Source organism: Solirubrobacter soli DSM 22325 (assembly GCF_000423665.1).
In the GTDB taxonomy this organism is placed as follows: domain Bacteria; phylum Actinomycetota; class Thermoleophilia; order Solirubrobacterales; family Solirubrobacteraceae; genus Solirubrobacter; species Solirubrobacter soli.
On sequence record NZ_AUIK01000022.1, the window covers coordinates 1 to 11631 of the forward strand.

An 11631-nucleotide genomic window follows, 5' to 3' on the forward strand; every position below is an offset into this window, starting at 1 on the left:
CTCGCGGCGCCGCCGCCGGCCGCCGCGCCAGTCGCGCCGCCGGCCGCCGCGCCGCCGACCGCCGCGCCGCCGCCGACCGCCGCGCCGCCGCCGACCGCCGCGCCGCCGCCGGCTGCCGCGCCCGCGCCGCTCGCGCCGCCGGCCACCGCGCCGCCGCCGGCCGCCGCGCCCGCGCCGCTCGCGCCGCCGGCCACCGCGCCGCCGCCGGCTGCCGCGCCCGCGCCGCTCGCGCCGCCGGCCACCGCGCCGCCGCCGAGCACGCCGCCGCCGGCCGCACCCGCGCCGCCCGCGGCCGCGCCACCGCCGGCCGCCGCACCGCCGCCACCGAGCACGCCGCCGCCGGCCGCCGCTGCGCCGGCCGCGCCGCCGCCGCTCGCAAGCACGCCGCCGCCCGCGGCGCCTCCCGCGCCCACGCCGCCCGCGACCGCATCGCTCCAGCCGTGACCGTGCGCCGCGGCGCTCGACGCCATGTCGCTCCAGCCGCCGCCGTGCGCCGCGCCGCCGGCGCCGCCGCCGAGGATGCCTCCCGCGGCGCCGCCGCTGAGTGCGGTCTTGCCCGCCGCGGCCGCCAGGACCGCGGCTTTGAGCGTGAGGGCCGGGGTGACGGGGATGATCGACGCAAGGCCGGCGCGCTGGGTCGTCACCGCGACGCGGTAGGCCTGGCAGGCCTCGCAGTGCTTGAGGTGGCGGCGCAGGGGGCCGCGGCGGAGGGCGCCGCCGCGGGCGACGGAGAGCTCTTCGCGGATCGAGTCGCACGGCGTCTGGCGGGCGTCGCGTTCGGCCATCAGCTCGGTGCGGGCCTGGAAGACGAGGGCCTTGACCTTGCCGGCGGGCACGCCGATCGCCTCGCCGATCTCCGCCTGCGAGAGCCCGCCGAGCTCGAAGAGCACGAGCGCGGCCCGCTGGTCCTCGGGAAGGCGGCCGAGGTCGGCGACCAGTTGGCGGAGGTCGCTGCGCTGCTCGACGCCGTCGGCCAACCCGTCGTAGGACGGTTCGTGGTCCTCGATCGGCACGGCCGCGGCGCGGCGCAGCGCGAGCATCGAGAGGCAGCGGTTGCGGGCGATCGCGAAGAGCCACGGCCGGACCGCGTCGGGGAGCTGGCCGCCGCGCAACGCGCCGTGGGCGCGCAGGAAGGTCTGCTGCAGGGCGTCCTCGCCGTCCTCGGTCGAGCCGAGCATGTGGCGGCAGAACGAGAGCAGCGCGCGATGGTGGCGGTCGTAGAGCGCTTCGAACGCCGCCGCGTCGCCGGCGGCGACCCGGCGGGCCAATCTCGAGTCGTCGATCTCTGCGAAGCGGCCGGACATGAGGATCGGTCGACCCTCCCCGAGCGGGGTTGGCATCTCCTTGGGAATTCCCAAGGGCGCCGGACGCGGGCGCACAGGGGCACAACCTCTCCACCCGGACAGGACGCCAGAGGTTGGCGGGTTATTCCAAAGCTGGCGCGCCGGCGCTAGCGGCCGACGGCGTAGCCCTGCATCCCGCGGGGGTTCGCGGCGCCGCGCAGCAGCCCGTCGGGCGAGCGGGCGATGGCGCTCAGGCGCCCGTGGACCCAGTCGTCACCCACGAGCACGTCGTGCCCGCGCGCCCGCAGCGCCGCGACCGTCGAAGCCGGCACGCGCCCCTCCACCTCGACCCGCCGCGGCTCGGCCTCACGCGGATAGAAGGAGCTCGGGAAGTGGGTGGTGTGGAACATGGGCGCGTCGATCGCCGCCTGCAGGTCGAGGCCGAACACCACGTGGGCGAGGAAGAACTCCAGCGACCACTGGTCCTGCTGGTCGCCGCCCGGCGTGCCGAACGCCATCACCGTCCCGTCCTCGCGCACACCCAGCGAGGGCGAGAGCGTCGTGCGCGGCCGCCGCCCGCCCACCAGCGACGCCGGCAACCCCTCCTCGAGCCAGAACATCTGCGCGCGGGTGCCGAGGCAGAACCCGAGGCCTTCAATCGCCGGCGAGCTCTGCAGCCAGCCCCCGCTGGGCGTCGCGCTGACGAGGTTGCCCCAGCGGTCGGCGACGTCGAGGTGGCAGGTGTCGCCGCGCGGCGGCCCGGCAACGGGCTCGTCGCGGGTCGGCTCGCCGACGCCGACGCCGACGCCGCCGCCGCCGGCCGGCACGCCGCCGCGCCGCACGATCTCGGGCAACCGCCCATCCAGCCCCGGCCGCAGCTCACCGCTCGCCGTCTCGCCGATCAGCGCCCGCCGCTCGCCCGCGTACGCGCGCGAGAGCAACTCGTCCAGCGGCACCGGCGCCGAGTCGCCGTAGAACGCGTCGCGGTCCGCGAACGCGAGCTTCGCGCCCTCGACCACCGCATGCAGGTGCTCGACCCCGAGGAACGGCCCGAGGTCGTCGATCATCGCCAACTGCTGCAGGAACACCGGCCCCTGGCCCCACGGGCCCGTCTTGAACACGGTCCAGTCGCGGAAGGCGAGCGACACCGGCGCCTCGTAGGTCGCCGCGAACGCCGCCAGGTCGTCGCCCGACAGCACGCCCGCGTGCGCCGAGCCGGACGAATCGACGGCCGGCGTAGCCACGGCGCGCACGATCGCCTCGGCCACGAAGCCGCGGTACCAGGCGTCCCGCGCGGCGTCGATCCGCGCCTCCCGCGTCGACCCGCCCGCGCGCGCCAGCCGCTCATACGTGTCGGCGAGCAGCGGGTTGCGCAGGCGCGGCGTCTCCCGCCACAGCGCCAACGACGTCGTCCACGTCGGCTGCAGCGCCCGGATCGCCCGCGAGATCCCGGGCGTGAGCGGAAACCCGTCGCGCGCGTAGCCGATCGCGAACGCGAGCACGTCGGCCAGCTCCCACGTCCCGTGGTCGCGCAGCAGCGTCAGCCAGGCGTCGAAGGAACCGGGGACGCAGGCGGCGAGGTATCCCGTCCCGGGGACCAGCGAAAGCCCCAACGCCCGGTACGACGCCACCGATGCGGCCACAGGTGCCGGACCCTGCCCGCACAGCACCGTCGGCGCCCCGTCCGTAAAGAAGATCAGCGGGAGATCGCCGCCCGGCCCGTTCATGTGCGGCTCGACCACCTGCAGCGCGAACCCGGCCGCGACCGCGGCGTCGAACGCGTTCCCGCCGCGCTCCAGCACCGCCATCCCCGCCGACGATGCCAGCCAGTGCGTGGAGGCCACCATGCCGAAGGTGCCGCTCAGCTCGGGCCGGGTCGTGAATGCCATCGCCCCAGAACGCTAGCCTCGGCGGCGCAATGACGCTGATCGACGGTAAGGCCATCGCCCAACAGGTGCGAAACGAAGTGCGCGACGAGGTCACGGCGTGGGTCGCCGCGGGCCACGAGCCGCCCGGGCTCGCGACCGTGCTCGTGGGGGATGACGCCGCGAGCGCGATCTACGTGGGCGGCAAGCAGAAGGCGAGCGCCGAGGTCGGCATCCGCCCGTTCGACATCCGCCTCGGCCAGGACGCCACCCACGAACAAGTGCGCAAGGTCATCCACGACCTCAACGCCGATCCGACCGTCAACGGCATCCTGCTGCAGCTGCCGACGCCGAAGCAGGTGAACGGCCAGCTGCTGACCACCGAGATCCTCCCCGGCAAGGACGTCGACGGCCTGACGCCGATCTCCGCGGGCCTGCTGTCGAAGGGCCTGCCCGGCCTGCGCCCCTGCACGCCCAGCGGGTGCATGGAGCTGCTGCGCCGCCACGACGTGACCCTCGAAGGCGCCGAGGCGGTCGTCGTCGGGCGCTCAGACCTCGTCGGCAAGCCGATCGCCGCCCTGCTGCTGGCCGCGAACGCGACCGTCACCATGTGCCATTCGCGCACCCGCGACCTTCCGGACGTCGTCCGCCGCGCCGACGTCGTGGTCGCCGCCGTCGGCGTGCCGGAGATGATCAAGGGCGACTGGATCAAGGAAGGCGCCGTCGTGATCGACGTCGGCATGAACCGCACGCCTGAGAAGCTGACCGGCGACGTAGAGTTCGAGACCGCCGTCGAGCGGGCATCCCTGATCACGCCCGTGCCCGGCGGCGTCGGCCCGATGACGATCGCGATGCTCCTGCGCAACACCCTCGAAGCCGCGAAGGCCGCCTGACCCGTGCGGCGCGCCGAGCCCATCGCCGGCCTCGGCGGCCTCCTCACGATCGCCGGCGTCCTGATCGCCGGGGTCGGCGTGACCGGCGTGCTGCTGATCGTGCTCGGCCTGCTCGCGCTCGCCGTCCCGGTGACGACGCTCGCGACGAGCGGCCCCGCGAAGTCGATCGGCACCGCCGTCGCCGCCAGCGCGCTCGGCTGGATCGGCATCGTGCTGGCGCTGATCCGCGTGCTCGACGACGCGACCACGGGCAACTGGATCGTGCTCGTCGGCGCCATCGTGGCGTGGGTGGGGAGCTGGCTGAGCATGCGCGACGACTCGACGCCCGGCGCCGTCGCCCCCGACATCCCACGGCGGCCCGCACCCGCGCCGTGACACGGCGAGCGATCGCCGCGGTCGCCGGTGTCGCGCTCTTCGCGACGCTGTTCGCGCCCTGGTTCGAGGTCACGCAGGGGTGGATCGTCTTCGACGGCGGTGCACGGACGATCGATGGGTCGTCGTCGACCTTGACGGCCTGGGAGGCGTTCTGGGCGCTCGACGTCCTCCTGGCAGTGCTCGCGCTCGCGATGCTCACTCCGCTCGCGCGGCTCGCCGCCCCGCTCGCGCTGGGGATCGTGGCGTCGGTGGTGGTCGCCGGGGAGCATCCGGCCGCCGGCGCCTGGCTCGCCTTGGCGGTCGCGGCGGTCGGCGTGGGCGCGACCTGGCGGTTCGGGATCCCGCGCCGCCTCGGCCGGTTGCGCCGCGCCGAGCCGTTCGCCGGCCTCGGTGGACTGTTCCTGCTGGTCGCGCTGTTCCTCGACTGGTACGGGATCGAGCCCAGCCCCGACCTGTCCGGCGAGGCCTTCGCGCAGCTCGAGCGAATCCCCGGGGCGACACTCTCGATCTGGGAGGCCCACGAGCTGCTGCCAGTGGCGCTGCTGATCGCTGCCGCGCTCGCCATTGCCGTCCCGGTGGTCTCGCTGATCGCGTCCGGTCCGGCACGAGCGATCGGCGCGGCGGCGCTCGCGAGCGCCGTCGGCTGGATCGGGATCGCGCTCGTCCTGTATGCGCTCGTCTCCGCGCCGGAGGACTGGCCGGACCTGCGCGCCGGGGCCTGGCTCGCGCTCGCCGGCGCCGTCCTCGCCTGGGTCGGAAGCTGGCTGAGCATGCGTGACGAGACGACCCCCGGCGCCGCCGCGCCCGACGTTCCCCGGCGGCCGGCACCCGCGTGACGCGCCGGCTGGTGGCGGGAGCGGGAGGCGTCGCGCTGATCGCGTCGCTCTTCCTGCCGTGGTACGAGGTGGCGGATGTCGCCGAGTTCAGCGGGTGGGACGCGTTCGCCACCCTCGACGTGGTGCTCGTGGGGTGTGCGGTGGCGGCGATCGGCGGGTCCGCCCGCTTCGCCGGTCCGGCCGCCTGGATCGCGCTGCTGGTCGTCGCGACGCGGCTGACGACCCCGGGCACCGACATCGGCGTCTGGGTCGCACTCGCCGCGTCGCTGTTGCTGTTCGCCCGCGCGGAGGTCCCGGACTGGCGGCCGCAGCGCGAAGACGCCATCGCGCTCGCGGGAGGCGTGCTCGTGTTCGCCTCGCTGTTCACCGATTGGCACGGGATCGACGCGCTGTCGGCGTGGGCGGTGCTCGAGCTGACGCCCGTCGCGGCGACCGTCGCGACCGTCATCGCGATCGTGCGCCGCTCCACGCCCGCGGCGATCGCCGTCGTCGCGCTCGTGGGCTACGCGCTGTTCACGACCTCGGACCCCCGCTACGGCGGGTGGCTGGGCCTCGCCGGGGCCGTGATCCTGCTCGTGGGCACGTTGCGCAACGATCGGCTCGTCCCGGCGTGATGCGGCGCCTCGCCGCCGGAGTCGGCGCCCTCGTCCTCGCGATCTCCCTGTTCCTGCCCTGGTACCGAGCCACAGGGTGGTTCGCGTACGAGGGCCAGCCTCGCGTGCTGCCGACGTTCTCGGCGTGGGAGGCGTTCGAATACCTCGACGCTGTGTTGCTGGTCCTCGCCTTGGCCGCGGTCGCGGCTCCGCGGGCGGCGGGGGCGCTCGCCGGCGTGATCGCGGCGGCGCAGCTGCTCGGCGACGCCCACGGCGTCGGCGCGTGGCTCGCCCTCGTCGCCTCGATCGCGATTCTCGTCGCCGGAGGGCGGCCGGAGTGGAACCGTCCGCCCGTGATCGCCGGCGCCGGCGCGCTGCTGCTGTTCGGCGCGCTGTTCGCCCCCTGGTATGGCTTCGCGCCGCCGTCGCGGCCGTCGCCGGCCGGGTACGAGAACGGCGTGCTGGGCCTCCTGAACACGCTCGTCGGGCCCGACACCTTGTCCCTCTGGCGCGCCTTCGAGCTGCTCCCGGTCGCCATCACGATCGCCGCGGCTCTGGCGTTCGCCTCCAAGCGGGCAGCCGCCGCCGGTGGCGTTCTCGCGATCGTGCTGGTCGTCTATGCCCTGCTCGCGCCGCCCGAGAACTTCTCGGATCTTCGCTTCGGCGCCTGGCTCGGCCTCGCGGGAGCCGTGCTCGCGGCCGTGGGCGCAGGTTCGAACCGGTTGAGAGCCCGGCCGCAGGTGGCGCCCTAACATCAGCGCCAATGCTGAGTCGCGATCAGGTACTTCACGTCGCCCGCCTCGCCCGCCTCGAACTCACCGACGAGGAGGTCGAGCGCTTCGGCGGCGAGCTCTCCAAGGTGCTCGACCACATCGAGCTGATCGGCGAGCTCGGCGATCTTGCCGACGTTCCACCCACGAGCCACGTCATCGACGTCGAGAACGCCCTGCGCGCCGACGAGCCGCGGCCCTCGATGCCGCGCGAGAAGGCGCTGGCGAGCGCGCCGGACGTGGCCCAGGACGGGTTCCGCGTCCCGAGTCCGGGGGCCGCATGATCGAGCTCACGGCCAAGCAGGCCGCCGATGCCATCAAGAAGGGCGAGCTCGACGCGAAGGAGTACTTCGACTTCTACCGCGAGCGGGCGGCGAACGACGCCTTCAACTCCTACATCTGGGTCGCGGACGAGGCGCCTGAGCTGAACACCGAGACGCCGTTCGCGGGCGTGCCGGTCGCGATCAAGGACCTGTTCTGCACCGAGGGCGTCCCGAGCCAGGCGGGAAGCAAGATCCTCGAGGACTACCGCCCGCCCTACACGGCGACGTCGGTGCGCAACCTCAAGGCCGCCGGCGGCACGCTGCTCGGCAAGACCAACCAGGACGAGTTCGCGATGGGCTCGTCGACCGAGAACTCCGCCTACGGGCCGACGCTGAACCCGTGGGACACGACGCGCGTCCCGGGCGGGTCGAGCGGTGGCAGCGCCGCGACGGTCGCGGCGGCGACCGCGCCGTGGTCGATCGGCACCGACACCGGCGGCTCGATCCGCCAGCCCGCGGCGCTCTGCGGGATCGTCGGGCTCAAGCCCACGTACGGCGCGATCAGCCGCTACGGCATGATCGCGTTCGCGAGCTCGCTCGACCAGGCCGGCACGTTCACCCGCGACGTCACCGACTCGGCGCTGCTGCTGTCCGGCATGGTCGGCCCCGATCCGTGCGACAGCACGAGCATCGGCCTGCCCGAACCGGTCAAGCTGCCGACGGCGCGCGACCTGAAGGGCATCCGCCTCGGCGTCCCGGAGGAGCTGTCCGGCGAGGGCATCGAGCCCGGCGTCCTGGAGGCCTTCCACAAGACGCTCGACCTCGCCCGCGAGCTCGGCGCGACGGTGGAGACGACGCACCTGCCGCACTCTCCGCACGCGCTTGCCGCGTACTACTTGATCGCGCCCGCGGAGTGCTCGTCCAACCTCGCCCGCTACGACGGCGTGCGCTTCGGTTACCGCGCGCAGGACGCCAAGGGCGGCCTGCTGGGCATGTACACCAAGACGCGCGAGGAGGGCTTCGGTCCCGAGGTCAAGCGCCGGATCATGCTCGGCACCTACGCGCTGTCGTCCGGCTACTACGACGCCTACTACGGTCGCGCGCAGAAGGTCCGCACGCTGATCAGCCGCGACTTCACCAACGCGTGGGAGCGGTTCGACTTCATCGTCACCCCGACGGCGCCGAGCGTCGCCTTCGAGCTCGGCTCCAAGACCGCCGACCCGCTGGCGATGTACATCAACGACGTCTGCACGGTGCCGATGTCGCTCGCCGGCATCCCGGGCATCTCGATCCCGAACGGGCTGTCCGAGGGGCTGCCGGTCGGCTTCCAGATCGCCGGCCCGGCATTCAGCGAGAACCGCATCCTCGATGCGGCGTTCGCGCTCGAGCAGGCCATCGGCTTCGACGGATCGGGGGCATTCGCGTGACCCAGTACGAACCCGTGATCGGGCTGGAGATCCACGTCCAGCTCAAGACCCGCACGAAGATGTTCTGCGGCTGCGAGCTGAGCTTCGGCGAGGAGCCCAACACCCGCACCTGCCCGGTGTGCCTCGGCCTGCCCGGAACGCTGCCGGTGACGAATGCCCAGGCCGTGACGTACGGGATCATGATGGGCCTCGCGCTGGGCTGCGAGATCGCGCCGCGGTCGATCTTCCACCGCAAGAACTACTTCTATCCGGACCTCTCCAAGGGCTACCAGATCTCCCAGTACGACATCCCGCTCTGCCTGGGCGGGCGGCTGGGGGACGTGCGCATCCACCGCATCCACCTCGAGGAGGACGCCGCCAAGCTCGTCCATCTCGGGACGAGCGGGCGCATCCACGGCTCCGACGCGTCGATCGTCGACTACAACCGCGGCGGCACGCCGCTGGCGGAGATCGTCACCGAGCCCGACATCCACTCGGCCGAGCAGGCCCGCGACTGGCTGCAGCTGCTGCGCGAGACCCTGCGCCAGCTGGGCGTGTCCGACGTGAACATGGAGGAGGGCTCGCTGCGCTGCGACGCCAACGTCTCCATCCGCCCCGTCGGCACCACCGAGCTCGGGACCAAGACCGAGCTGAAGAACATGAACTCGTTCCGGTTCGTGATGCAGGGCATCAACGCCGAGATCGCGCGCCAGACGGCGCTGCTGGAGGCGGGTGAGGCCGTCGTGCAGGAGACGCTGCACTTCGACCCTGTCAGCGGCCGGATCAGCTCGCTGCGTTCCAAGGAGGAGGCGCACGACTACCGCTACTTCCCGGAGCCCGACCTCGTCCCGCTGGTGCCGACGCCGGAGATGCTGGAGACCGCGCGCCGCGCGATCCCCGAGCTCCCCGCCGAGCGCTCCGCCCGCTACGAGAACGACTTCGGGCTCTCGCCGGACACCGCGTACCTGTTCAGCTTCGAGCCCGAGTGGGGCGAGTACTTCGAGCAGGCCGCGGGCGAGGACCCCAAGGCCACGGCGATCTGGGTGACCGAGCTGCGCTCGCGCGACGGCGCGTCCGTCGCCCCGGAGACCCTGGCCAAGCTCGTCACGCTCGTCACCGCCAAGACGGTCACGGCGGCCGCGGGCCGGACGATCCTCGACAAGCTCGTCGCCGACGGCGGCGACCCCGCCGAGATCGCCGAGCGCGAAGGCCTGACGGCGATGGAGGACTCCGGCGAGCTCGAGGCCATCGTCGCCAAGGTGATCGCCGACAATCCGGACGTGGTCGAGCGCATCCAGGGCGGCAACGCGAAGGCGATGGGCGCCCTGGTCGGCCCGATCATGCGCGAGACGAAGGGCCGCGCCGACGGCGGAGAGGTCAACCGGTTGCTGCGGAGTGCCCTCGGTCTCTGACCTCGGCGTCTTCGAGACACCACTGGAGCCCGCTCCGCGGCTCGCGGAGCGGCTCGGCCTGCAACCGGGCGACCTCTGGATCAAGCGCGACGACTTCCTCGGCTTCGGCGGCGGCGGGAACAAGCTGCGCAAGCTCGAGCACCTCGTGGGTGACGCGGTCGAGCGCGGCGCCCGCTGCCTGGTCACGAGCGGCGCCGCGCAGAGCAACTACGCGCGGCTGACCGCCGCGAGCGCGCGGCGGCTCGGCCTGGACGTCGTCCTGTGCCTGCGGCGCGGCTCCGGCACCGGCAACCTCACGCTCGACGCCGTCTTCGGCGCCGAGATCGTCTGGGACGGCAACCCGGAGCAGGTGGCGGCGACGATCCCGGACGCCGTCGTGCTCCCGTACGGCGGCTCGAGCGAGCTCGGCGCCCGCGGGTACGTCACGTGCGCGGAGGAGATCATCGCGGCCGCGCCCGACGTGCGCCACGTGGTCGTGGCGGTCGGGAGCGGCGGCACGATGGCGGGGCTGGTGCGCGGCCTCGGCCCGGAGCGCGTGCTCGGGGTCGACACCGGCGCGGTCTCGGACCCGGTGGCGACCGTCGCGGACTTCGCCGGGATGGACGCGCTGCGGATCCGCGTCGACCAGGTCGGCCCTGGCTACGAGCTCCTGACCGACGCGGCCCGCTCGGCGATCGAGCTGGCCGGCCGGACCGAGGGCATCGTGCTCGACCCGGTCTACACGGCCAAGGCGATGGCGGGCCTCGCCGCCGCGGTGCGCGACGGCGAGATCCGGCCGGGGGAGAAGACCGTGTTCGTCCACACGGGCGGCCTCGTCGGCCTCTTCGGCCACCCCTACGCGGACGAGCTGACTCAACAGCTCATGTAGGGCGCCGGCTTCTCGCCGCCGTCGGCGCCCGGGCGCTGGGTCGGGTGCGCGCACAGCCAGGCGTGCGCTTCGGCGTCGCTCAAAGGCTTGATGTCGTAGTCGGCCGGCCCGAGGTCGATCACCTCGATCCCCTCCAGGGGCGGCGCGTACTCCCCGCTCGGGAGAAAGCAGGCGCCGCGGTGGTCCGGGTCGCCGCCGCAGCGGGCGGTGACGCCCTCGGCGGCCAAGGCCTGCTCGCGTTTGCGGTTCATGCGCGCGGTGGCCTCCGGGTGTTCGCGCAGCAGGACCGGTCCCTCGCCGTGGCCGAACGGGTTCTTGGCGTAGTACTGCCACTCGGGGGCGGCCGGGACGCTGTGGTCGACCTTCGGCTCGGACCAGATCACGCCCGTCGCGGCCGCCACCGCGGTCGAGCCCGCGAGCAGCACCGCGATCATCGTCAGCGGAGCGATCCAGCGACGCCGCGAGCGCCGCGCGGCGTCGCGGGCGACGGCGGGCAGGAGTGCCGCGCGGACGGCGGCGACGTCGGACTCCACGCTCATGACACGGCTCCTTCAGGGCTCAAAGTGGGGGAGGGCTCGCGCCGCAGCTCGCGCAGCCCGCGCGAGACCCGCAGGCGCGCCGCGGTGTTGGAGCAGCCCAGGCGGCGGGCGAGCTCGTGGTAGTCGAGCTGCTCGACGACGCGCAGCAGCACGGCCTCACGCGTCCCGTCTCCAAGCCGCGCCAGCCGCGCGCTCAGCTCGGCGCGCAGCGCCGCCGCATCCAGACGCTCGTCAGCCTCGTCGACGAGCGCGGGCTCCAGAGCGGCGACGCCGAGTCGCCGGCGCGCGCGGTCCTCGACCTCGAGGCGCCGGTAGTAGCCGAACAGCAGGTGCTGGGCGATCCCGAACAGCCACGCGCGGGCGGGCCCGCGCTCGGGCTTGAAGCGCCGCCGCGAGCACCACGCCTCGGCGAACGTCTCAGCGAGCAGCTCCTGCGCGGTGTCCGGGTCCGATCGTCGCCGCAACCATGCGGCGAGCGCCGGCGCGTGCCGGTCATAGAGCTCCGCGAACGCGGCCTCGTCGATCATG

Annotated in this window: 13 protein-coding genes; 9 read left to right on the plus strand and 4 right to left on the minus strand. The window is 73.8% G+C overall.

Annotated features, from left to right (window positions below):
* Both G569_RS58165 and G569_RS0116405 read right to left on the minus strand, forming a co-directional pair.
* The coding region (locus G569_RS58165; protein ID WP_169542162.1) for an RNA polymerase sigma factor at positions 1 to 1304 on the minus strand (1304 nt) is incomplete at its 3' end.
* A 146-nt stretch (positions 1305 to 1450) separates the two neighbouring features.
* Entirely contained in the window at positions 1451 to 3172 is a 1722-nt protein-coding gene (locus G569_RS0116405; RefSeq protein WP_028064197.1) for a gamma-glutamyltransferase family protein, read from the minus strand.
* A 29-nt stretch (positions 3173 to 3201) separates the two neighbouring features.
* On the opposite strand from G569_RS0116405, the gene folD reads away from it, so the two are divergent.
* The 9 genes from folD to G569_RS0116450 are packed head-to-tail and all read left to right on the plus strand — an operon-like array spanning position 3202 to position 10564.
* A complete protein-coding gene (folD, locus tag G569_RS0116410; RefSeq protein WP_028064198.1) occupies positions 3202 to 4041 on the plus strand; it encodes a bifunctional methylenetetrahydrofolate dehydrogenase/methenyltetrahydrofolate cyclohydrolase FolD in 840 nt (279 codons plus the stop codon).
* A gap of 3 nt (positions 4042 to 4044) precedes the next feature.
* On the plus strand, positions 4045 to 4416 hold the full coding sequence (locus G569_RS0116415; protein WP_028064199.1) for a hypothetical protein: 372 nt from the start codon (positions 4045 to 4047) through the stop codon (positions 4414 to 4416).
* Positions 4413 to 5252 carry a hypothetical protein gene (locus tag G569_RS0116420; RefSeq protein ID WP_028064200.1) on the plus strand — a complete coding sequence of 280 codons (840 nt, stop codon included), beginning with the start codon at positions 4413 to 4415 and terminating at the stop codon, positions 5250 to 5252. The genes G569_RS0116415 and G569_RS0116420 overlap by 4 nt, the downstream gene beginning before the upstream one ends.
* 11 nt (positions 5253 to 5263) lie before the next feature.
* Entirely contained in the window at positions 5264 to 5866 is a 603-nt protein-coding gene (locus G569_RS0116425) for a hypothetical protein (RefSeq protein WP_157592092.1), read from the plus strand.
* A complete protein-coding gene (locus G569_RS0116430; RefSeq protein ID WP_028064202.1) occupies positions 5866 to 6597 on the plus strand; it encodes a hypothetical protein in 732 nt (243 codons plus the stop codon). The genes G569_RS0116425 and G569_RS0116430 overlap by 1 nt, the downstream gene beginning before the upstream one ends.
* Before the next feature lie 11 nt (positions 6598 to 6608).
* Positions 6609 to 6899 (plus strand): Asp-tRNA(Asn)/Glu-tRNA(Gln) amidotransferase subunit GatC, encoded by a 291-nt coding sequence (gatC, locus tag G569_RS0116435; protein ID WP_028064203.1) that lies wholly within the window; start codon positions 6609 to 6611, stop codon positions 6897 to 6899.
* Positions 6896 to 8305, plus strand: a complete 1410-nt coding sequence (gene gatA / locus G569_RS0116440) for an Asp-tRNA(Asn)/Glu-tRNA(Gln) amidotransferase subunit GatA (RefSeq protein WP_028064204.1) — start codon at positions 6896 to 6898, stop codon at positions 8303 to 8305. Before gatC ends, gatA begins: the two co-directional genes overlap by 4 nt.
* A complete protein-coding gene (gene gatB / locus G569_RS0116445) occupies positions 8302 to 9696 on the plus strand; it encodes an Asp-tRNA(Asn)/Glu-tRNA(Gln) amidotransferase subunit GatB (RefSeq protein WP_037497201.1) in 1395 nt (464 codons plus the stop codon). The genes gatA and gatB overlap by 4 nt, the downstream gene beginning before the upstream one ends.
* Positions 9680 to 10564 carry a pyridoxal-phosphate dependent enzyme gene (locus G569_RS0116450; RefSeq protein ID WP_028064206.1) on the plus strand — a complete coding sequence of 295 codons (885 nt, stop codon included), beginning with the start codon at positions 9680 to 9682 and terminating at the stop codon, positions 10562 to 10564. Before gatB ends, G569_RS0116450 begins: the two co-directional genes overlap by 17 nt.
* Here G569_RS0116450 and G569_RS0116455 read toward each other — a convergent pair.
* Positions 10549 to 11103, minus strand: coding sequence for a hypothetical protein (locus G569_RS0116455; RefSeq protein WP_028064207.1), 555 nt, complete (start codon positions 11101 to 11103; stop codon positions 10549 to 10551). The genes G569_RS0116450 and G569_RS0116455 overlap by 16 nt on opposite strands.
* Positions 11100 to 11630, minus strand: a complete 531-nt coding sequence (locus tag G569_RS0116460) for an RNA polymerase sigma factor (protein WP_037497206.1) — start codon at positions 11628 to 11630, stop codon at positions 11100 to 11102. Before G569_RS0116460 ends, G569_RS0116455 begins: the two co-directional genes overlap by 4 nt.
* Position 11631: the final 1 nt, after the last annotated feature.

What these genes read in the sequence shown, in the direction of transcription:
- G569_RS0116405 (WP_028064197.1), bottom strand. Translation starts at nt 3,172, where the DNA reads ATGGCATTCACGACCCGGCCCGAGCTGAGCGGCACCTTCGGCATGGTG.
- folD (WP_028064198.1), top strand. Translation starts at nt 3,202, where the DNA reads ATGACGCTGATCGACGGTAAGGCCATCGCCCAACAGGTGCGAAACGAA.
- G569_RS0116430 (WP_028064202.1), top strand. Translation starts at nt 5,866, where the DNA reads ATGCGGCGCCTCGCCGCCGGAGTCGGCGCCCTCGTCCTCGCGATCTCC.
- gatC (WP_028064203.1), top strand. Translation starts at nt 6,609, where the DNA reads ATGCTGAGTCGCGATCAGGTACTTCACGTCGCCCGCCTCGCCCGCCTC.
- gatA (WP_028064204.1), top strand. Translation starts at nt 6,896, where the DNA reads ATGATCGAGCTCACGGCCAAGCAGGCCGCCGATGCCATCAAGAAGGGC.
- G569_RS0116455 (WP_028064207.1), bottom strand. Translation starts at nt 11,103, where the DNA reads ATGAGCGTGGAGTCCGACGTCGCCGCCGTCCGCGCGGCACTCCTGCCC.
- G569_RS0116460 (WP_037497206.1), bottom strand. Translation starts at nt 11,630, where the DNA reads ATGATCGACGAGGCCGCGTTCGCGGAGCTCTATGACCGGCACGCGCCG.